We start from the raw sequence: 21,571 nt of genomic DNA, 5'->3' as shown, positions 1-21,571 counted from the left end.
CGCTTGGCTCAGCCGGCGAGCGTCACCCGGCCCGGATCAGGGCCAGCGTACGAGCGGGGGCAGGGACGAGAGGATCGATTCGACGTTGCCGCCGGTCTTGAGGCCGAAGATCGTGCCGCGGTCGTAGAGCAGGTTGAACTCGACATAGCGGCCGCGGCGCACCAGTTGCTCGTCGCGGTCCTCTTCGGTCCAAGCTGTGTCGAAGTTGCTCCGAACGATCTTTGGATAGACGAGCGCAAAGGCCTTGCCGACGTCGCGGGTGAACGCGAAGTCCGCATCCCAGCCACCGAGCTCCTCGGAAGAATGCAGCCAGTCGTAGAAGATCCCCCCGGTGCCGCGCGGCTCGTTCCTATGTTTCAGGAAGAAATACTCGTCGCACCATTCTTTGAATTTCGCATGATCGGCGACCGCGTGTCGATTGCAGGCGATCTCCATCGCCCGGTGGAATATCACGGTGTCCGGATCGGTCATGACGCGCCGGCGGTCAAGAACGGGCGTCAGGTCGGCTCCGCCGCCGAACCAATTGCTCGTGGTCACGACCATGCGTGTGTTCATATGCACGGCGGGCACATTCGGATTGACCGGGTGAGCGATCAGCGAAATACCCGAAGCCCAGAAACGCGGATCTTCGCTCGCGCCCGGGATCTGGTTTCGGAACTCGGGCGAAAATTCGCCGAAGACCGTCGACGTATGGACGCCGACCTTCTCGAACACGCGGCCCTCCATCATCGACATGCGCCCGCCGCCGCCGGCGCCTTCGTCGCGCAGCCAATCCTTGGCGACGAAACGGCCTGGTGGGCGATCGGAGAGCGGGCCCGTCAGGTCGTCCTCGATCGTCTCGAAGGCTGCGCAGATCGCGTCGCGCAGGCTTTCGAACCACGCCTTCGCGGCAGCCTTTTTGTCTTCTATATCGGCCGGCAGGCCCTGCGGCAATTGCGGTCGTTCCATGAGAATTCAGGTTCCGTTCGCGGATTTCCATGTCGGAAAGCCGGAGATTCGTTCGTGTCGCCACAGTTCATATTTTTGAGCGGATGGCAACGTGGCACGGTGTCAGCAACAGTCTAGCGCAAGGCTCAGGCGTAAGAGTGGTCTGGAGCGTCAAATCCGATCGATAGAGGCGTAAGGCGTTGATGGCAAAGGGCTGGCAATAGCGCCACGCTCATCCTATCTTTTGGCCAGAGGTATAGCCCATGGCGAAGATACCCCCAGGACCGCCGCTCGATGGCTTGCGGCGCCAGATCGCCCGGCACCGCCGGGAACATTCCACGCGAAGCGACAAACTTTTCGTGCGTGAGACGTTTCGGCTTGAACGCAACGCCGCCCGTGCCAAAGCGCGCGAATGGTTCGAGACCTGGCCAAAGGCCGCCTACTGGACCGAGGTGGAAAGCTGGCGTCAGCTCGAGGGCGGGGAGATCGAGTTCACAATGCGCCGACTGCCGAGCGCGGACTGATCGGACCGCTGTCACTTCGTAGAGCCGCACGCCCGACGCGCGGGGCAAAAAATTCCTTTTGCGATCGTTAGCCGCGTGGCCAAAGTCACGCGGAGACGCTAAACCGGTTGGTGCCATCCAACTTCGCACCATTCCTGCGTGCACCCCAGCCGGCTTCGCTCCATGCCCGTCTTCCGCTCGGTCGTCATCCTGTCCGCCACGCAAATCATTGCCTGGGCAACGATGTTCATGTTCGTGTCGGTGACGGCGGATGGCATGGCCGGTGATTTGGGGATGAAGCCTTCCAGCATCTATCTGGGGCCGACCGTCATGCTGGTGGGGATGGCGCTTTGTTCACCGCCGCTGGCATCACTCTATGCGCACATTGGTGCTCGGCGCGTGCTCTCTCTTGGTTCGGCACTTGCCGCGCCCGGGCTGTGGCTGCTCGCACTCGCCGATGGCCCGCCCTCCTATTTCGCGGCCTGGGTCGTTCTCGGCATGGCGGGTGCCGCCACGCTGACGACGTCGGCCCATGTCTTTCTGACCGAGATCGCCGGGGCGGGCGCGCGCCGCGCGATCGCTGCGCAGATGCTCGCTATGGCCCTGGCGCCCAGCATTTCTTGGCCCGTCACCGTCTTCTGCGAGGGGGCGCTCGGCTGGCGGGGTACCTTCGCGCTGTACGGTGCAGTTATGCTTTTTGTCTGCGCGCCCTTGCATTTTCTCGCGCTGCCGCGAAGCCAACCGGCGGCTAAGACCTTTCCGCTCAGCGCTACCGGGAAAGCTGAGCCAGCGGCAGCCGGCCGCCATTGGTACATCGTTGCGCTGATAACCGCAGCGGTGGCGCTCAACGGCTTCGTTACGTGGGGATTTCAACTCGTCGTGATCGATCTCTTCCGCAGCTTCGCGGTGCCGAACTATCTCGCCGTCGGCTTCGGCTCGGCGATCGGCTTCATCCAGCTTTCGGCGCGCCTCTTCGACTTTCTCGGCGGTAACCGCTGGGATGGGGTGACGACCGGTCTCGTCGCAGCGGCGATCATGCCGCTCGCGCTCGTCGTTCTAATTCTTGGTGCCGGCGCAACGTGGTCGATTGTTCTGTTCCTCGTGCTTTACGGGCTTTCGAGCGGTGCCATGTCCGTCAGCCGCGCGACGATGCCGCTCGTCTTCTTCTCGCCGGCGCAATATGCGGCGGTCATGGCGCGTCTCGGGCTGCCGCTCAACCTCGCCTTCGCGGCAGCTCCGCCGTTCTTCTCCTTCGTCCTCGGTGAAGCGGGAAATGGCTGGGCGCTTTCGGTTGCGCTGTTCTTTTCGCTCGGTGCTCTCGCGAGCATGATTCTGCTTGCCCGCATGCGGCATGCTCCGTGAGCCTAGTTCGCTTCGTGCTCCACCCCATCCATCGGATCGATGAGGCGGGGGCCCACGCCCTCGGTGGCAAGAACGTCATCGGGGTTGCGCAAGGGGCAGTCGCGCATCGAGAGGCACCCGCAGCCGATGCAGCCGGTCAACTGATCGCGCAAGGCCGTGAGCTTGGCGATGCGCTCGTCGAGTTGCTGCCGCCAGACATTCGACAGCCGCCCCCAGTCTTCCACCGTCAGCGGACGGTCGTCGGGGAGCACCGATAGGGCGGCTTGGATCTCTGCCAGCGGAATGCCGGTGCGCTGGGCCACCTTGATGACCGCCACGCGTCTCAAGATCGCCCGCGGATAACGCCGCTGGTTGCCGCGGCTGCGGTAGCTGCGGATAAGCCCTTTGGATTCGTAAAAATGAAGTGTGGACACTGCGACGCCGCTGCGCTCCGCGACTTCGCCGACCGTCAGCTCGCGCGTGAAATCACTGCCTTTGTCTTTTTTCACGGATGCTATTGACCTCAACTATACTTGAGGTTCTATAGCATGAGCTCCCTGTAACCAACAACACGGAGCTGAAACGGCATGACAGAGAAGATGACCCTCGCCTTGATCTATGGCAGTGCGCGGCAGGGCCGTTTCTGCGATACGGTCGCCAGTTGGCTGATCAGAGAGCTTTCGACTTCCGACATCTTCAGCCTGACGATCATCGATCCCATGCGATTGAGAAGCTCCCGGGGCGAGAAGACCCAGGATCCAGCCGAATGGATGGAGCGGAAGGTGGCCGAGGCGGACGCCTTCATTGTCATCACGCCTGAATACAATCATGGTTATCCGGCGGCGCTGAAGGAAATGATCGATGCGGTCTACGAGCCTTGGCACGCCAAACCGGTCGCCTTCGTTTCCTATGGCGGTGTATCCGGCGGCATTCGGGCGGTCGAGCAGTTGCGCCAGGTTTTCGGGGAATTGCACGCGGTCACCTTGCGTGACGGCATCGCCATACCCAAGGCGTGGTCGAAGTTCGATGCAGCAGGCAATCTGTACAAACCCGAGGAGATGCGCGCGCCGCTGTTCCTCATGATGGATCGGCTGATCTGGTGGGCGCGCACGCTGAAATATGCCCGCAAGACGACGCCTTACAACGAGATCGCGGCATGACGGGCAGGGCCACGGCAGCGGGGCGAGACGTCACATCTTCCGGGCCCGGCTCAGAACCCGTCGATTTGCCGCAGCGCCTCGCCAGCGATCATCGCGGTCGCCATGGCGATGTTGAGAGAACGTTGGCCGGGCGCCATCGGAATGAGGATGCGTCCGTCGGCACGCTCATGCACATGATCGGGAACGCCGGCGCTTTCCCTGCCAAACAGGAGAATGTCGTCCGGCCGAAAGCGGAAGCGTGTGTAGGGTTCGGCTGCCTTGGTGGAGGCGAGCACGAGGCGCCGGCCAGTGTCCGCCCGCCATGCTTCGAAACGCTCCCAGTTGAGATGCCGGGTGAGCGTTACGGCCGCGATATAGTCCATGCCGGAGCGCTTGAGATTGCGGTCCGAAAGATCGAAGCCGGCGGGCTCGATGATATCGACGGGCAGTCCGAGGCAGGCGGCAAGCCTGAGGATCGTTCCGGTATTGCCTGGAATATCGGGCTGGTAGAGGGCGATGCGCAGATCTTTCGTGGTCATTCAGAGAAGTCCGGGATTGGCGGCAGGCGGAAACATGAAAGCTCCTATGACACCGATCCGCTCTGCGATCCATCGTGTGATTTGCGGCATGGTTCATTCGGACTTGCTGGTTTTGCGCCCGCTAATTTGTGCCGTATCGGCAACAGGCTGGAGGCCGACGAAAAAATAGGCATGAAAATCCCTGCGACAATCTGGCGTAGCGGCGCGAATGAGGGTAAAGGTCAGTCCTCTTCAACGCGAACCGAAGGAGGCATGCATGACTGTTTTGATGTTCACGCGCCTCTCTGGGGTAAAGTGGCCTTTCCTGGGCTGACCGGTTCCGCGCTTTTTCCTTCTGTCGATCGAATGACGCGTGCTCCGGTTCTCCGGAGTGTATAGTGCCATTGTGGGCGCCATTCCGGATTTGCATTTCTTCAAAGATCAAGAATGCGGGGAGACCCGCCTTCCTTCAAAATATCTGAAGGAGCTAGACAATGTTCGGCTGGTTTGAATCCCGCCTCAACCCTTATCCGATGGAAGAGCCGACGCTTCCGCCGAAGGGGCTCTTTGCCTTTTGCTGGCACTATTCGAAGCCGGCTGCGCCGTGGCTTTTGATCATGTCCATCTGCACGATGCTGATCGCGGTCGGCGAGGTGGCGCTTTTCCAATTCCTCGGAAATGTCGTCGATTGGCTGTCGAATGCGGACCGCGAGACCTTCCTCGCGGCAGAAGGCGGCAGGCTCGCCTGGATGGGCGCATTGATTCTCATCGGTCTGCCGGGCCTGGTTGCGCTCGATTCGTTCGTGATGCACCAGGTGCTGCTCGGCAACTATCCGATGATCGCGCGGTGGCAGATGCACCGCTACCTGTTGCGCCAGAGCATGACCTTCTTCGCCAACGAGTTCGCTGGACGCGTGGCCACGAAAGTCATGCAGACGTCGCTTGCGGTACGCGAAACGGTGATGAAAATCCTCGACGTCTTCGTCTATGTCGTGAGCTATTTCGCGACCATGCTGATCGTCGTGGCGACGGCCGACTGGCGTCTGGTAGCTCCACTCGCGATCTGGCTGGTTATCTACATCGCTATAGTCACCTATTTCGTGCCGCGACTGCAGAAGATCTCCAAAGAGCAGGCGGACGCGCGCTCGATGATGACCGGGCGGATCGTCGACAGCTACACCAATATCGGCACGGTGAAGCTGTTCTCCCATGCGGGGCGCGAAGAGACCTATGCGCGCGCCGGCATGGAAGAGTTCCTGGACACCGTCTACCGGCAGATGCGCAAGGTCACGTTGTTCCACATATTCGTGTACACGAACAACTGCTTGGCTCTCTTCGCCGTCGGCGCTCTCGGGATCTACCTGTGGCTGACGAGTGCGATGTCGGTCGGAGCGGTCGCTGTCGCGATCGGCCTCGCCATGCGCATCAACGGCATGTCGCAATGGATCATGTGGGAAGTCTCGGCGCTGTTTGAAAATATCGGCACGGTCTATGACGGCATGGGCATGATGACCAAGGCGCACGACATCGTCGACCGACCGAACGCGGCGGCGCTCAAGGCAGAGAAAGGCGCGATCAGCTTCGAGAACGTCCGCTTTCACTACGGTAAGGCGAAAGGTGTCATCGATCGGCTGTCGCTCGATATCCGCCCCGGCGAGAAGATCGGCCTCGTCGGCCGCTCCGGCGCAGGCAAGACGACATTGATGAACCTGCTGTTGCGCTTCTACGACCTGGAACAGGGTGTGATCCGCATCGACGGCGTGGATATCGCGACGGTGACGCAGGACAGCCTGCGATCGCAGATCGGCGTCGTCACGCAAGACACCTCGCTGCTGCATCGCTCCATTCGCGATAACATCGCCTATGGACATCCGGAAACAAGCGATGCGGAAATAATCGCCGCGGCGAAGAAGGCGAATGCCTGGGATTTCATCCAGGCGCTCGAAGACAATCTGGGCCGGCGAGGGCTCGACGCGCAGGTGGGGGAGCGCGGGGTGAAACTTTCCGGCGGCCAGCGCCAGCGGATCGCGATCGCCCGAGTCTTCCTGAAGGACGCGCCGATCCTGGTCCTCGACGAAGCCACCTCGGCACTCGATTCCGAGGTGGAGGCGGCGATCCAGGAGAACCTTTTCGCATTGATGTCCGGCAAGACCGTGATCGCGATTGCCCACCGGCTGTCGACGCTGACCGAGATGGATCGGTTGGTCATCCTCGAAGCGGGCCGGATCGTCGAGACGGGGTCCCATATCGAACTCGTCGCCAAGGGCGGGCTTTATGCCGATCTTTGGTCGCGCCAGTCCGGCGGCTTCATCGCCGACGATGTCGAAAAAGAGGAGGCGGCGGAGTAATCCGCCGCCTCGACGCTTCTCGGCAGACCTTACCCATTTGTAATGAGCGCGGCAGCGGAAACCGATTGCCGCCTTTTCAGAACCGCCTATATCGGAACAATGCTCAGCGCCATCGTCAGGATTTTCGAGAACTGGGTAAAACCCTTCGCGCCACGCGAACGGCTGCAGCCGCCGCGATCCCTCTGGGGCTTCGCCTGGTTCTATGCGAGCCAGGCGAAAGGCCCGTTCTTCGCCATGGCGGTTCTCGGCGGCCTGGTGGCGATGCTAGAGGCCGGGCTCTTCTATTTCGTCGGGCGGCTGGTCGATATCCTCGACACGGTGCAGCCGCAGGACGGTTGGAGCGGGCTGATCTCGGCGAACGGGCCGGAGCTGCTCTTCATGCTGCTGACTGTGCTCGTCTTCCGCTTCGTTGCCGTTTCGATCGCAGCCCTCGTCGAGGAGCAGTCCATCATCACCGGATTCCTCAACCTCGTCCGCTGGCAGGCCTATGTACACGTCGCGCGGCAGTCGGTGACCTTCTTCCAGAACGATTTTTCCGGGCGCATCGTTACCAAGGTGTGGACCGGCGCTCAGGCGACGAGCGACCTCATCGTCTCGCTGCTGCAGGTCGTCTGGTTCATCGTCATCTACACGGCCTCAACAATGGCGCTGATTGCGCAGCTCGATTGGCGGCTGGCGGCGATGGTGGCGTTTTGGATCGTGGTCTTCCTTTCGCTTGCCCGGTATTTCGTTCCGCGCGTGCGCAAGCACGCCCGCGAAACGGCGGAGATGGCATCGATGCTCAACGGGCGCATGGTCGATGCCTATGCGAACATCCAGACGCTCAAGCTCTTTGGCAGCGACGAGGAGAACGACCGCTATATCCGAGCCGGCTTCGACCGGTTCCAAGGGGCGGTCATCCCCTTCACGCGTCTGCTGACGGCCGTGCGCGCGTCGCTGGCGCTGCTCTCCGGCCTGATGATCACGGCGATCGCCGTCTACTCGGTTCATCTGTGGCTCGCGGGTTCCGTCAGTTCCGGCGCAGTGGCCTTCACATTGGCGCTGGTGCTGCGTCTCAACATGCTGCTCGGCCGCATGATGACGCAGTTCAACTCGATCATGCGCAATATCGGCACGATCCAGAATTCGGCGGAACTCGTGTCACAGCCGATCGGGCTCGTCGACCAGCCGGGCGCGCGCGATCTCAAAGTCAACCGGCCGGAGATCCGTTTCGAGCATGTGACGTTTCACTACGGCAGGGGCGGCGGGGTCATCGACGATTTTTCGCTGACGATCCGCCCCGGCGAGAAGGTTGGCGTCGTCGGCCGCTCGGGTGCCGGCAAGTCGACCCTCGTCAATCTGCTGCTGCGCTTCTATGATCTCGAAGGCGGGCGCATCCTCATCGACGGGCAGGATATCGCGGCGGTCCGGCAGGAATCGCTGAGGGCCCAGATCGGCATGGTGAGCCAGGATACGTCGCTTCTGCACCGCTCGATCCGCGACAATATCCTCTTTGGCCGGCCGGGCGCGAGCGAGGAGCAATTGATCGAAGCGGCGCGCAGGGCGGAAGCCTATGACTTCATCGTCGATCTGCAGGACCAGCGCGGCCGCAGGGGTTTCGACGCGCATGTCGGCGAACGTGGCGTCAAGCTCTCCGGCGGCCAGCGCCAGAGGATCGCGATCGCCCGCGTCATGCTCAAGGACGCACCGATCCTCGTTCTCGACGAAGCGACCTCGGCGCTCGACTCGGAGGTCGAGGCAGCGATCCAATCGAACCTCGAACGCCTGATGCAGGGAAAGACCGTGCTCGCCATCGCCCACCGGCTCTCGACGATCGCCGCGCTCGACCGGCTTGTGGTCATGGATAGAGGGCGCATCGTCGAGGACGACACCCATGCCGAACTGATCGCGCGTGGCGGTCTTTACGCCGACCTTTGGTCCCGTCAGTCGGGCGGCTTCATCGCGCGGGAAGAGGCAGCGGAATAGAGCGCCGGGCAGCCCTGCGGACGGGCCCCGCGATCGCCTCAACCCCTTGTGCCAATTGGCCGCGCCTTTCCCCCGCGACAATCTGCCCGCCACCCCTTGTCAAGGCTGGACATAATTTGCGATCAAGCATAGAACGCGCCGGATTGATGGGGAATCTGCGTGCAGAATTCTCCGGATTCTGACATCCGATCCGAGGCTTGCTCGACAGGCCGGGTGGGATGCCAGCGTGCTGACAGGGCGTGCTTCCGTGGCTCGGAAGGGCAGGAGACGCGCCGGGGGCGGATGCGGTTTCCGCACTATTGCGTGAGAGGATGTTTTGGCCGTGAGCGAACACGAGACTTCAAGCGAGACCCTGGGCGAGCCCACTCGCCGCGACTTTTTGTACCTGGCCACTGGCATGGCCGGCGTCGTCGGCGCCGGCGCGGCGGCTTGGCCGTTCATCGACCAGATGCGCCCGGACGCTTCGACGCTCGCGCTCGCATCGATCGAGGTCGACGTTTCGAGCTTGCAGCCCGGCATGTCGCTGACGGCGAAGTGGCGCGGCAAGCCGGTCTTCATCCGCAACCGCACCGACAAGGAAGTCGAGGATGCGAAAGCCGTGCCGCTCGAGGAACTGAAGGATCCGGTCGCGCGCAATGCCAATCTCGCGCCCGATGCCGAGGCGACCGACCTCGATCGCTCCGCCGGCCAGGGTAAAGAAAACTGGATCGTGATGATCGGCTCTTGCACCCATCTCGGTTGCGTGCCGCTCGGCCAGGCCGGTGATTTCGGTGGCTGGTTCTGTCCCTGCCACGGCTCGCACTACGACACGGCCGGCCGCATCCGCAAGGGCCCGGCGCCGGAGAACCTCCCCGTGCCGACCTTCACGTTCGTTTCCGACACAGTTATCAAGATCGGTTGAGGGGACTACTGATAATGAGTGCTGATCATTCAACCTACACGCCGACGACGGGCATCGAGAAGTGGGTTGATTCCCGTCTTCCGCTGCCGCGGCTCATTCACGACTCCTTCGTCTCCTACCCGGTGCCGCGCAACCTGAACTACGCCTACACCTTCGGCGCCATGCTGTCGGTGATGCTGATCGTGCAGATCCTGACCGGTATCGTGCTGGCGATGCACTACGCGGCAGAAGCGACCATTGCGTTCAATTCGGTCGAAAAGATCATGCGCGACGTGAATCACGGCTGGCTGCTGCGCTACCTGCACGCCAACGGCGCGTCTTTCTTCTTCATCGCTGTCTATCTGCACATCGCCCGCGGCCTCTATTACGGCTCTTACAAGGCGCCGCGTGAAATCCTCTGGATTCTTGGCGTTGTCATCTACCTCCTGATGATGGCGACAGGCTTCATGGGCTACGTTCTGCCTTGGGGCCAGATGTCCTTCTGGGGTGCGACCGTTATCACCGGCTTCTTCTCGGCCTTCCCGCTGGTGGGCGAGTGGATCCAGCAGTTCCTGCTCGGCGGCTTCGCCGTCGATCAGCCGACGCTGAACCGCTTCTTCTCGCTGCACTACCTGCTGCCCTTCATGATTGCCGGCGTCGTCGTGCTGCACATCTGGGCGCTGCACGTTACCGGCCAGACCAATCCGACGGGCGTCGAAGTGAAGTCGAAAACCGACACCGTTGCCTTTACGCCCTATGCGACGCTCAAGGATGCGCTCGGCGTTTCCGTCTTCCTTATCGTCTACGCCTGGTTCGTCTTCTACATGCCGAATTATCTCGGCCATCCGGACAACTATATCCCCGCCGACCCGCTGAAGACGCCCGCTCACATCGTTCCGGAATGGTACTATCTGCCGTTCTACGCGATGCTGCGCGCCATCACCTTCAACATCGGCCCGATCGACTCCAAGCTCGGCGGCGTTCTGGTGATGTTCGGCTCGATCATCATCCTGTTCTTCCTGCCTTGGCTCGACACCTCGAAGGTCCGCTCGGCCGTGTATCGTCCGTGGTACAAGCTCTTCTTCTGGATCTTCGTTGCCAATGCCATCATGCTCGGCTGGCTCGGCTCCCGCCCGGCGGAAGGCGTCTATGTCGTGCTCTCGCAGCTCGGTACGCTCTACTACTTCGGCTTCTTCCTCGTGATCATGCCCGTTCTCGGCCTGATCGAAACGCCGAAGCGCATTCCGAACTCCATCACCGAAGCGGTGCTGGAAAAGCAGAATGCGAAGGCGCAACCGACGACCGCGCAAGCCTGACCGGAACAGCGATTGATAAGGAACTCACAACAATGAAAAAGCTTGTTACAGGCATTCTGTCACTCGCTGTCGTTGCCGGTCTCGGGCTCGGAGCGGCGATTGCCCAGGATGAGGCGGGCGGCGAGGGGCACGCTGAAGGCGGCACGCCCCACTATCCGATCCACAAGCCGGAGCAGCAGGATTGGACCTTTGCCGGTCTGTTCGGTCATTACGACAAGGGCCAGTTGCAGCGGGGCCTCAAGGTCTACACCGAAGTCTGTTCCGCCTGCCATTCGATGAGCCTCGTCCCATTCCGCACGCTCCAGGACCTCGGCTATTCCGAGGCCCAGGTGAAGGCATTTGCGGCGAATTACGAAGTGCAGGATGGACCGAACGCCGATGGCGAGATGTTCAGCCGCAAGGCAATTCCGTCCGACTATTTCCCGTCTCCCTTCCCGAACAAGGAAGCGGCGGCTGCGGCAAACAATGGCGCCGCACCGCCGGACTTCTCGCTGATCGCGAAGGCGCGCGGCATCGAACGCGGGTTCCCGCAGTTCGTCTTCGACATCTTCTGGCCCTATCAGGAAGGCGGCCCGGACTACATCCATGCGCTGCTGACCGGTTACCAGGAACCGCCGCAAGGTGTCGAGGTCGCCGAAGGTACGCATTACAATCCGTACTTCGCCGGCGCCGCGGCGCTCGCCATGGCGCCGCCACTCTCCGACGGGCAGGTCAGCTATGACGACGGCGCGCCGCAGACCGTCGATCAATACGCCAAAGACGTCTCGGCCTTCCTGATGTGGGCCGCAGAGCCTCACCTCGAGGATCGCAAGCGCACCGGCTTCATGGTCATGGTGTTCCTGCTCATCTTCACCGGCCTCATCTATCTGACGAAGAAGTCGGTCTACGCGAGCAAGGTACATTGATCGGAGACGGCAATGCCGATCCGTTCACGGACAAAGCCCCGGTTTCGACCGGGGCTTTTTTGTGCGCTCAGTCCGGCCATCCTGCAGCAGCAATCGTGAACTTTGCGCGTCGGACGTGAAATGCGGTGCTGTTTGGTTGTCAATCTTCGACAACCCATTCAGGGTTCCAGGCGATCTCCCAAAGATGCCCGTCCGGGTCGTGGAAATAGCCGGAATAGCCACCCCAGAAACGATCGCGCGCGGGTTCCGTAATAACGGCGCCGGCGCCTGCCGCCTGCGTCATGACCGCATCGACCTCCTCCTTCGAGTTGACGACGTGGCCGATCGATACGGCGCCGAGCCGCGTCTCGGTGGCAGCGATCCCCGCATCCTTGGAGAGCGACGTTGCGGGGAAGAGCGCCAATATCAGCTCATCTCCCATGTTGAAGAAGACGACAGCGCCGTCTTCATACTCCTGGCCGATGATGCCTTTCGTCGGCAGCCCGAGGCCGTCGCGGTAGAAGGCAAGGGACCTCTCAAGGTCGTTCACGGCTAGTGTCAGGACTTTTATTCGGGGTTTCATATCGCGCCTCCAGACCTGCTGCGAACTGTAACCGCCGGCAAGTGTTCCGAAGAGCAGCGCAGCAGTCTCATATTTGTTCGGCGGCTCAATCACCTCTCAACGACGCGACGGCCGAAGCCGGCCGGGCGCGTGCGGTTCCCACCGCATGCAATCACTGCACCCCGCCGAAAGCACGAAACGGTCGGGATAACGACATGCATGCAAACAGAGATGGCTCCAACCGATGCGACGCGCTCGATTAGGCCCGAGGGAGGCCAGCGCCGCGGTCAAGCCGCTCCGCTTTTCAGATTACCGCTAATAGTCCTGGTTTTCACCCGTTGGCGCTTCGCTGCAGCCGATTCAGTTGGCTGGTGCTGCATCCACGATATGCGTCGGCATCGAATGCAAGAACGGCCCGTCTTTCGACGAGGCCGTTGCAACTGCCGATCTCAGTGGCGATCAGCTAAAGCGCCCTGCTGCGTGGGCGAGCATCGTATAGACCTTGCCCGTATCGGACGTCAGGTAGGTCTGAGTGATGCGCTTGTCCGGATCGTTGCGTGCGACATCTGCCAGCAGCTTTTCGAAATCGGCGATGTAGCGGTCGACAGCCGTGCGGAACTCCGGTTCGCGATCGTACTTCCGCTTGATCTCGTCGAATGTCTGTTGCCCTTTGAGCGTGTACAGACGCCGGGTGAACACATCCCGTTCGCCGCGCTGATATCGCCGCCACAGTTCCACCGAGGCGTCGTGGTCGATCGCCCGGGCGATGTCCACGGAGAGCGAATTTAGCGATTCGACGACATGGCGCGGGTTGCGGCTGTCTCCGGCCCGCGCGACCGGCTGGCTTTCGGCCGGCCGCGGCCGGGCAACTGCAGGCTCTTCCTCGCGCGAGGCGGCGCGCAGCAGATCACGCATCCATCCGCCGCCTTCCTCAACGCGTTCCTCCGCAGACGGCGGTCGGGCTGGCTGCAGCGGGCGCGTTGCCTGCTCCATACCCAGGCTCCCGCGCAGAGCGGTCGCCGGGGCGGGCGTCTGGGCCGGGGTCGGCTGCTGGATCTGGGGCTGGTGCTGGATCGCGGCCTGCTGCGGCGCGACGGGCTGTTGAACGGCGCGGGCAGCGGCGGCCTGCTGGCGAACCGGCTGGGCGATCTCGAGCTGCGTCGAAGACTTGCCGATGATTTCGGAGAGCTCCTGCAGTGCCTTGATCTGCTCGCCGACGGCACGACGCATCAGTGCTGCGTTCTCCTTGGCTTCTTCCGGAAGATCGAAGGCGCCGCGCTTCAGCTCGTCGCGGGTCATGTCGAGTTCTTTGCGGATCTCGCCTGCCGAGCGACGTATGTCATCGGTCGCGCCGCTGAACCGGCTGATCGCCTCGTCGATCGCCTGACGAACGGCGTCGCGCAACTGCGTTGCAACGCCATCCGACTTCTTGCCGCTCTCCGCGAGCATGCGCTCGACATCGGAGACAGAGGCGCCGATGCTGCCACGCAGCCGCGACGCTGCCTCTTTGGCGCGTTCCTCCGCAGTGGCCAGAGCTCCCTCGAGCGCCTGGCCGGCTTCCTCGCCTGCCTTGGCGACTGCCTGGCGCAGAGCCTCGGAGGCGCTGAGCGCACGTCCTTCGACCTGCGAAAGCGTCTTGTTGACGTCCGTAAAGGAGGTTTCGACACCGGAGCGCAACGTATCGGCGATCTGGCGCGAGCGCTCCTCGGCACGCGAGAAGACGCCCTCGACCGAGGCGGCAGCTTCATCGCCCGCCGTCGCAAGCGTATTGCGCATGGCTTCGGCAGCTTCCGCCGCACGCTGCTCCGTGCTCGACAGCAGCCGGCCGACATCGGTGAAGGAGGCCTGGATGCCGCTGCGCAGATTGCCGGCAACCTGGCCGGAACGTTCCTCGGCGCGTTGGAAGGCGCCATCGACGAAGCCCTCGAGCGCCCGCATGGTCTTTTCGATTTCCTCCGAACGCTGGACGAGGCCGACTGAAAGGGTGCGAAGCGCATCCTGTCGCTCTTCGAGCGTGCTGACCAGGTTCGACTGGGCGGCTGCGAGGAGGTTCGATGCCTGTCCGAGAACCTTCGAATGATCTTCGAAACGGCCGACGATACCGCCGATCTGCGAGAGAGTGGAGCCGGCGATGTCCGACAGCTTGTCGACCTTGCCCTCGATGAGGCGCGTCGAGGTGGAGAGCATGTCGGAGGCCTGACGTGCAGTTTCCGAGACCCTGGCCGCCGTCGCTTCGAGGCGCTGATCCATGTCGCCCAGATTGCCGCTCGCCTGGTCGATGACATTCGCGATCGCCGAGTTGCTTGCGGCAAGCTGATCGATCAGGCCCATCGCCGTGGATTGCAGCCGGTTTTCGACCATCTTCATGGCCTTCGCGGTCTCTTCCGCGCGCAGCGAGATGGCATTGAGCGTCTCGCCCGTGCGCTCGGTGATGGCATTGATGAGCGCGGCGTTTTCAGCACGCAGCCGATCGGCGCTTTCCTGCGTGAGGGCGGCGATCCGTTCGGCCGCCTCTTTGCCGGTCGCAGCATATTGCTCGATGACTGGGCGCGCTTGCTCGTCGATGAGCCGCGACAGTTCCATCGAGCGGCCGGCAAGCATCGAATTGAGTTCGCGGGTGCTTTCGTCGAGCACGCTGCGGATCGACTGGCCGCGCGCATCGAGCGCTTTTTCCGCATCGCTCAGGCTCTGCTGAATGCTCTCGGCGTGACTTGCAACGCGGCTGTGGGTCGAGGCGAGGCGGGCGGTGGCCGTGTCGGCAGCGTCGGCGACCGAGCGGGCGAGATCGGCCTGGCGTGCGGCCGTCGCCGATGCGGTCTGTTCGATCGAGGCCGCGAACTCGGCATTCCGCGCGGCAAGCGCATTGGCAAAATCCACACCTGCCTTGGAAAGGACGTCGGCCGATCGCGCCGCTTCCGCGTCGATCTCCTGGGCGGCATCGCTGACGGCGCCGCGGAGGCTGGTGACGAGCGCCGCTGCCTTGCCCTCGATCGTCCGGTTGACGTTTTCGAGGCCGATGTTGAGGGCGCGGTCCATCGTGCCGAGCCGCTCTTCGATCCGGCCGGCACCTGTTTCGATGGCGGTCGATATCCGAGCCGCCGCCGCCTCGCTGAGCCGATCGATCTCGCCCGCGTGCTCACCGAGGCTGTCGGCGATGCGCTGGCCGGCATTGTCGACGATGGCGTTGACGCTGCCGACGCTATCGCGAATGCGATCCCCCAGGGAGCCAAGCGTCGTCTCGATCCGGGCGCCGGTATCGTCGACGATCGCGCTGACAGTGCCGACGCTGTCACGGATACGGTCTTCGAGCGAACCGAGGCTCGACTCGACCCGTGCACCGGTATCGTCGAGGCGGCTCTTGATGCCGCCGATCGAGATGTCGACTCGATTGGTGAGCGTGTCGGCCGCGAGACTGATCTGATCGGCCGTTTCGGCAAGCCGTTCGGCTATGTTGCCCGTGGTCGAACGCATGCGAGCTTCGAGCGCCTCTGCACTGCGATGGATCGCGCCGGCGATCGATGCCTGGCGTTCTTCGAGCGACATCTCCAGCATGCTTGCGCTGGTCGCGAGCGTCGTTGCCATCGCCATCGACTGGTCCGAGAGCAGTTCTTCCAAATGCTCGCGCCCCTGGCCGACGGCGCGGTTGATCGCGTTGATCCGATCATCGATCGTCGAGCGGATCTGCTCATGCGTCTCGCTGAGCGCATCGCGCAGGTGTTCGGCCTTGCCGGAAAGGGTCCGCTCGATGTCCGCGGCGGTGTCGGCGAGAGAAGCGGTTGCCTCCGAGGTGCGTGTCGTGAGCGCATCGAGCGCCTGGGCACTGCGGTCGATAACGCCGGCGATCGACGCCTGACGTTCCTCGAGGGACATTTCGAGCATGCTCGCGCTGGTCGCAAGTGTCGTTGCTATCGCCATCGATTGGTCGGAGAGCAGCTCTTCCAGCTGTTCGCGGCCCTGGCCGACGGCGAGATTGATCGCGCTGATACGGTTGTCGAGCGTCGAGCGGATTTCGCTATGCGTCTTGTCCAGCGTATCGCGCAGATGCTCGGCCCTGCCGGAAAGGGTCTGTTCGATTTCGGCGGCCTTGCCGGCGAGGGAAGCGGTTGCCTCGGTTGTCCGGGCGGTGAGTGCTTCGGCGATCTCGGCGCTCGTTCCCGTCAAGGCATCCGAAATCTTGCCGACGCGGCTGCTCAGATCTTCCGCGATGCGCGCGCTGGTCTCGGTCAGGGTGCCCGCGATGTCGCTGACGCGACCGCCGAGGTTCTCCGCGACCTCGGACACGCTTTGCGAGAGCCTGTTTTCGATGTCGCCGACCCGGTCCGTCATGGTCTCGGCAATAGCCATGGCCCGGAATGTCAAGTTGTCCGCGACGTCTTCGGCGTGGCGGCTCAGCGAATCCGCCATCTCGTTGGCGCGGGTGGAGATGGTTGAATCGATCTGCGCCGCGCGCTCGGCGAGCACGCCGTCGAGCGCCGAGGTCTGGGTTGCAAGCGCCTCGGTAATCGCCTGACCGCGCTGCGACAGCACGTCGTCTATAGTATCTGCCTGGTTGCTGAGCGCAACCGACATCGCTTGCCCGCGATCGGAAAGGACGCGCTCGAGCCGATCCGCGGTGCCGCTGACGGCGCCTTCGATGAGGCTCGCGCCGGAGGCGAGGGCGGTCGAGATGGCGGCGGTGCGTTCGGAGAGCGTGTTGTCCAGGCGGTGCTGGCTTGCCGCGATCGCGCTGGTGATCTCGTCGGTCGAGCCCGTGAGCGTCTGCTCGATGCGCTGATGGGCGGATTGGAGGCCGTCGATGAAGGCGGATGTGCGCGAATCGAGACCCTCGGTCAGGCGTTGCTCGCTGGTTGCAAGCGCATCGGCGAGCCGATCGGCGCGTTGGCCGAAGCCGTTCTCGATGCGCTCCTGCGCTGCGGTGAGGGCTCCCATCAGCGAGCCGGTCTTCTCGGAGAGCACGCCCTCGATACGGCTATGGGCGCTGCCGATGAGATTGCTGAGCTCGGTCGTGCGGCCGCCGATCGTTTCCTCAATGAAATCCTGCGTCGCGCCGAGCGCCGTCGCCAGTGTCAGTGACTGATCCGAAAGCGCAGAGCCGATCTTCTCGACACTGCTGTCGAGCGCGCTGCCGATCGCCTCCGAGCCGCCGGAGACGGTCTCGTTGATCCGGTGCAAGCTTTCCATCAACTTGGTGTCGAGCTGGCTCGCCCGTTTGTCGAAGGCGCTTGCGAACTCGTGGAAGCGCTCGTCGAAAGCGGTCGCCAGCTGGCCGACCGTCGTCTGCAGCTTCTCCTCGAAGAAGCCGCCTCTGAGGTCGAGGTCCATGATCGCGTCGTCCGCGCTCGACTTAAGGCTCTGGCGGAAGCTCGCGCCTTTCTCGTCGAGAGCGGCATTGAGGGTCGCGAGCATATCGTCGAGGCCGCCGGTGATTGCCTGCTGCCCCACGCTCAGGCTCTCGTTGAGGTCACGCGTACGGGCGATCAGCGTCTCGTTGAGCTGACGTGCGCGCTCGTTGAGCGCGGCATTCAGCTTCTCGGTATTTGCATCGAGGGTCGAGGCGCGGGTTTCGAACTGGTTGAGCAATTGCTCGCCGCGTTTGGTCAGGTTTTCGCTGAGCGAGTCGAGGCGCGCGTCGAATTCATTGCTGAGCGCCACGCCGGCGGTCGTCAGGCCGGAAAGCAGCGCATCGGTGCGGGTCGACAGCATCGTGCCCAGCGTTTCCAGCGCATGGTCCGATTTCTCGGAAAGCGCAGCCGCGCGCGTGTCAATCAGCGACGCGAAGGCCTCACCGGACACGGCGATGCGCGAGGCGATGTCTTCGCTCGCGAGTTCCAGATCGTCCTTCAGCTTGCTGTGCGCCCCGGCGATCGTCGAACGGATATGCTCAGAGTGGCCGATGATCGCTTCGCGCTCGAGCCCGAGTTCCTGCAGCAGCGTGCGGACTCGCAGTTCGTTTTCGCTGTAACTGCGTTCGAGCGCACTGACTTCGGAATGGACGAGCGCTTCAAGCTCGGTTGCGCGAGCGATGGTCCGTTCGATGCCCTCGTTCATTGCTGAGACTTCGCGCCGTACCGCCTGGCCGACGGTCATCACCCGGTCCGCGGCCGCCGTTTCCGGCTCCGCCAGACGCAGTGCGACCTCGGCCATCGAACGCGCCGCATTGCGCAGTTCCTGCGCCCTCGCGATCATGATGGCGAAGGAGAAGAAGAGCATGATCGGCAGGGCGATGCCGACCAGTATGCCGATGGCGCCCGGTATGGCCGCCAAATCGCCGAGCGAACGGATCTGCCAGATCTCGGGTGCGTAGAGCAGGTGGGCGACAGCTACACCGGCGGCCGCCCAGGCGAGCGACACAAGCGCGGCGACGCGGATCGCCGCCCGGCTGGAGCGTACTTCGAGGGAGCGGAGCATCGCTGCCGGGGACCTGCGCATATCGTCGTTGGCGGGTGCTAGCGGCGGCTGCTTCGGCGCGGTCTCTGGAGCGAGGCTGCGCGGAGCTTCGCCCCCACGCGACTTCACGGCTTCCTGCGGTGCTCTTGCAGCGCGCGCCTGATCGGGCGCCGTAGCCTGCTTCGCGGGTTCGGACACTTGCTCCTCCGGCTCATCCAGGGAAGTCTTGTCGTTCAAGGCCGACTTCAGGTCGTCAAAGTCGATCTTCAGGGCCGCTTCCAGCGCCTGAAACGCTTTCTCGTCGATCGACTCGTTGCTCTTCTTCGTCGCCATAGGGATACGCCTCACTACTATTGCCCGCTGATGGCCGTCTTCCTGACGCCATTAAGGTGCGCCGTGACATCCTCGACAGGGCGGTGACAGGAAGGCATACGCATTCCATCTGCGCAATACCCTGACCGATCACCCATTCATCGCCTCGATGGATCTGCCGCGCCTGCACCTTGCGATGCCGCGCGCCGCTTATCCACCAGAACAGTTGCCAATTTCATATGCAGGCCCGCTCCTAATCGTATCGTAGTGACACATTAGCCGGGTTCTTACAATTAAGAGCGGTCCGCATTCACTAAAATCCTAATCATTTGTTAACCAAATAGCCGTCTCCTGACCGGAAAAGCCCAGGAAATCACGCGGTTTAACGGCCATTAACCATTTCCCCAAATTTCTGTCTCATTGTGCCGCCTTTTTAAGCCGATGGCAGTGCCACCCACCGACGATAACTGTTTGAAAACGGTGCGGTCACTCGCTGCGACACTGATAAGGAAACGAGCCCATGGCGGCACTGCCGATAGCCTTCCAAGCACCTAACAATCCCGCAAGTTCTTCCTCTTCGGCCGGAAATCCCATTGATCTTGCCCGTCTCGCCCAACAGACGATGGGAGACGCGAGCCTCGAAACCGAGGTGTTGCAGCTCTTCGCGCGGCAGGCACGCCAGGCTATGTGCGAGATGGCGGACGGCGACCCGGACCGCTGCAGGCAAGTCGCCCATCGGCTGAAGGGGGCGGCTCTTGCAGTCGGCGCGGACAATGTCGCAAATGCCGCCGCCGCGATCGAAGAGCAACCGACGGATGCGATGCTGCGGAGCGGACTTGCCGCCGCCGTTCTCGATGCCGAGCTTTTCATCCTAAGACTCTGCCGTTGATTTCAGCCTCGGCCGTAGGTCCGCTACGCCTTGCCGCCGCGCCACCGCCGGCTGCGGCGAAGCCCGGCTCGTGTTGACTGGCCGGCCGATTTGTTGGAAGAACGTGCCTGACTTCAAATGCCGCGGCGACGCCTGCCTCGACAAACCCCTGCGCTAGGCGGCCGATCCCAATCAATTCGTTCCGGAAAGAGAAATGACAAAACTAACGATCGTAGCCTTTGACGGCACGCGCCACGAACTCGATGTCGAGAACGGCTCCACGGTCATGGAGAATGCGGTTCGCAATTCGGTTCCGGGGATCGAAGCGGAATGCGGCGGCGCCTGTGCCTGTGCCACCTGTCATGTCTATGTCGACGAGGACTGGGCGGCGAAAGTCGGCGCTCCGGAGGCGATGGAAGAGGACATGCTGGATTTCGCCTACGACGTAAGGCCGACATCGCGGCTTTCCTGTCAGATCAAGATGTCTGAGGCCCTGGACGGCTTGGTCGTTCACGTTCCCGAACGCCAAGCCTGATCGGCGCTCGGCACTTTAATATTTAGAAAAAAAATGCCTCGCCGGTCGGTCGACTAGCGAGGCAAGGAGGGCGCATCGCAAACAGATGAGGGAGGGAGCATCTGTTGCACCAAGACACGCCAGGAGAACCTGTGCTGCTTCATTGCCTGGATCTTGCTTCAAAACCCGAAAACAACGGAGCCAAACTCAAGCAGCCCGCCAGCAAAGCACGTAGTCTTACTGTCGATCCGCAATTCAACGTTACCCACATCGAGCAGTAGAACTTCAGTTCTTCCGCTCGTTTCATGATATTAATATAGCTGAGTCGGGCGTCGCTCGCTATCGTTAGATTCCGCCAATAAAATACTGTGGGTTTTTGCGCTTTTCTTCGATGGGCGAAACTATAATCACCCATTTCTTGGGGGTATGGCGCTTTCGGCGAAGGTGGCTCGCTAACGGCCGGCTTTCGTTAGGCTTTCCAGCCGGTGCTGCAGCAATCGAATCATGCGCCGATCGAAGTTCGCTGCCTCGGTACGGTCGAAGCGTGCCTGATCCTTATCGTGGCTCTCGACCTCTTCCGCGCTCACCTCGGCCACGCGAGCCTGCATCCGCTCGCAATTGTTTTCCGGTTTCAACGCGAGTAGCGCCTTTTCCATCTGGCGCGCGTGAATGCGGGCAATCTCCGCATGGCGCTCCTCATGGCGCTTGATGTCGCTGGCGAGCGTATCCCAGACCAAGGCAAGGTCGCGTCCGGCCTGTTTGCGGTACTTCCATCGCGGCAGGATAATGCGTGTGCTGAGCGTGACGCGCGCCGTGCCGACCGCGCAACGCCCTTCGCGACCGACATAGGTTACGGTGCCGCCGAACTTGATGCGCGTCGCGCCCGGATGGCGTGTGCCGGTGCTCCTCATCAAGGGGCCGGACACCGAGAGCGCCTTGTCGAGCTCTTCTGCCGTGCGTCCGCCGATCGAAAAGTAGGAGACGCTCTTGCTGATGAGCGTTTCGCCCGAGGCGCCACCAAGCGGAAGGCCAACGAGCAATGCGATCAGGGCGGCTCTTAACGGGGCGTGTATTCCGGGCATCGCTGCGTATTCTCGTCGGTTGAAC

At 62.5% G+C, this 21,571-nt stretch carries 16 protein-coding genes; 10 read left to right on the top strand and 6 right to left on the bottom strand.

What is annotated here, in order from left to right:
- Nucleotides 1-36: 36 nt before the first annotated feature.
- Nucleotides 37-948, bottom strand: a complete 912-nt coding sequence (gene hemF / locus AYK65_RS08620) for an oxygen-dependent coproporphyrinogen oxidase (RefSeq protein ID WP_026613949.1) — start codon at nucleotides 946-948, stop codon at nucleotides 37-39.
- Nucleotides 949-1,190: 242 nt separating this feature from the next.
- Here hemF and AYK65_RS08615 point away from each other — a divergent pair, with 242 nt between their 5' ends.
- Together AYK65_RS08615 and AYK65_RS08610 are read left to right on the top strand one after the other, a co-directional pair.
- Nucleotides 1,191-1,451 carry a hypothetical protein gene (locus AYK65_RS08615; protein ID WP_026613950.1) on the top strand — a complete coding sequence of 87 codons (261 nt, stop codon included), beginning with the start codon at nucleotides 1,191-1,193 and terminating at the stop codon, nucleotides 1,449-1,451.
- Between the two features lie 162 nt (nucleotides 1,452-1,613).
- The gene (locus AYK65_RS08610; protein ID WP_081158179.1) at nucleotides 1,614-2,792 is read left to right on the top strand and encodes an MFS transporter; all 1,179 of its coding nucleotides are present in this window, start codon (nucleotides 1,614-1,616) and stop codon (nucleotides 2,790-2,792) included.
- Between the two features lie 2 nt (nucleotides 2,793-2,794).
- Here the strand turns inward: AYK65_RS08610 and soxR are convergent, their stop codons facing one another.
- Nucleotides 2,795-3,280 carry a redox-sensitive transcriptional activator SoxR gene (gene soxR, locus AYK65_RS08605; protein WP_026613952.1) on the bottom strand — a complete coding sequence of 162 codons (486 nt, stop codon included), beginning with the start codon at nucleotides 3,278-3,280 and terminating at the stop codon, nucleotides 2,795-2,797.
- Nucleotides 3,281-3,358: 78 nt separating this feature from the next.
- Between soxR and AYK65_RS08600 the strand changes: the two genes are divergently transcribed.
- Entirely contained in the window at nucleotides 3,359-3,931 is a 573-nt protein-coding gene (locus AYK65_RS08600; protein ID WP_026613953.1) for an NADPH-dependent FMN reductase, read from the top strand.
- 50 nt (nucleotides 3,932-3,981) lie between these two features.
- Here the strand turns inward: AYK65_RS08600 and AYK65_RS08595 are convergent, their stop codons facing one another.
- Entirely contained in the window at nucleotides 3,982-4,449 is a 468-nt protein-coding gene (locus AYK65_RS08595; protein WP_026613954.1) for a tRNA (cytidine(34)-2'-O)-methyltransferase, read from the bottom strand.
- Between the two features lie 473 nt (nucleotides 4,450-4,922).
- Here AYK65_RS08595 and AYK65_RS08590 point away from each other — a divergent pair, with 473 nt between their 5' ends.
- The 5 genes from AYK65_RS08590 (at nucleotide 4,923) to AYK65_RS08570 (ending at nucleotide 11,842) form a co-directional block, all read left to right on the top strand.
- Nucleotides 4,923-6,776: an ABC transporter ATP-binding protein gene (locus AYK65_RS08590; protein ID WP_026613955.1), complete on the top strand. Its 1,854-nt coding sequence runs from the start codon at nucleotides 4,923-4,925 to the stop codon at nucleotides 6,774-6,776.
- A gap of 42 nt (nucleotides 6,777-6,818) precedes the next feature.
- Complete coding sequence (locus tag AYK65_RS08585) at nucleotides 6,819-8,741, top strand: ABC transporter ATP-binding protein (RefSeq protein WP_081158178.1); 1,923 nt, start codon at nucleotides 6,819-6,821, stop codon at nucleotides 8,739-8,741.
- A gap of 322 nt (nucleotides 8,742-9,063) precedes the next feature.
- On the top strand, nucleotides 9,064-9,642 hold the full coding sequence (gene petA / locus AYK65_RS08580) for a ubiquinol-cytochrome c reductase iron-sulfur subunit (protein WP_026613957.1): 579 nt from the start codon (nucleotides 9,064-9,066) through the stop codon (nucleotides 9,640-9,642).
- Nucleotides 9,643-9,656: 14 nt separating this feature from the next.
- Nucleotides 9,657-10,937, top strand: coding sequence for a cytochrome b (locus AYK65_RS08575; RefSeq protein WP_026613958.1), 1,281 nt, complete (start codon nucleotides 9,657-9,659; stop codon nucleotides 10,935-10,937).
- 32 nt (nucleotides 10,938-10,969) lie between these two features.
- The gene (locus tag AYK65_RS08570; protein ID WP_026613959.1) at nucleotides 10,970-11,842 is read left to right on the top strand and encodes a cytochrome c1; all 873 of its coding nucleotides are present in this window, start codon (nucleotides 10,970-10,972) and stop codon (nucleotides 11,840-11,842) included.
- A gap of 139 nt (nucleotides 11,843-11,981) precedes the next feature.
- On the opposite strand, the gene AYK65_RS08565 is transcribed toward AYK65_RS08570, so the two are convergent.
- Both AYK65_RS08565 and AYK65_RS08560 read right to left on the bottom strand, forming a co-directional pair.
- The gene (locus AYK65_RS08565; RefSeq protein ID WP_046121032.1) at nucleotides 11,982-12,404 is read right to left on the bottom strand and encodes a VOC family protein; all 423 of its coding nucleotides are present in this window, start codon (nucleotides 12,402-12,404) and stop codon (nucleotides 11,982-11,984) included.
- A gap of 438 nt (nucleotides 12,405-12,842) precedes the next feature.
- Nucleotides 12,843-19,103, bottom strand: coding sequence for an apolipoprotein A-IV repeat region-like domain-containing protein (locus tag AYK65_RS08560; protein ID WP_081158177.1), 6,261 nt, complete (start codon nucleotides 19,101-19,103; stop codon nucleotides 12,843-12,845).
- A 499-nt stretch (nucleotides 19,104-19,602) separates the two neighbouring features.
- Between AYK65_RS08560 and AYK65_RS08555 the strand changes: the two genes are divergently transcribed.
- Nucleotides 19,603-19,971: an Hpt domain-containing protein gene (locus AYK65_RS08555; RefSeq protein WP_026613962.1), complete on the top strand. Its 369-nt coding sequence runs from the start codon at nucleotides 19,603-19,605 to the stop codon at nucleotides 19,969-19,971.
- A 193-nt stretch (nucleotides 19,972-20,164) separates the two neighbouring features.
- A complete protein-coding gene (locus AYK65_RS08550; RefSeq protein WP_026613963.1) occupies nucleotides 20,165-20,485 on the top strand; it encodes a 2Fe-2S iron-sulfur cluster-binding protein in 321 nt (106 codons plus the stop codon).
- A gap of 431 nt (nucleotides 20,486-20,916) precedes the next feature.
- Here the strand turns inward: AYK65_RS08550 and AYK65_RS08545 are convergent, their stop codons facing one another.
- Entirely contained in the window at nucleotides 20,917-21,546 is a 630-nt protein-coding gene (locus tag AYK65_RS08545; protein WP_026613964.1) for a DUF922 domain-containing Zn-dependent protease, read from the bottom strand.
- Between the last annotated feature and the right edge of the window lie 25 nt (nucleotides 21,547-21,571).

The sequence above is a fragment of the Ensifer aridi genome, from assembly GCF_002078505.1.
GTDB lineage: Bacteria > Pseudomonadota > Alphaproteobacteria > Rhizobiales > Rhizobiaceae > Sinorhizobium > Sinorhizobium aridi.
This window is presented reverse-complemented; position numbering and strand designations above follow the sequence as displayed.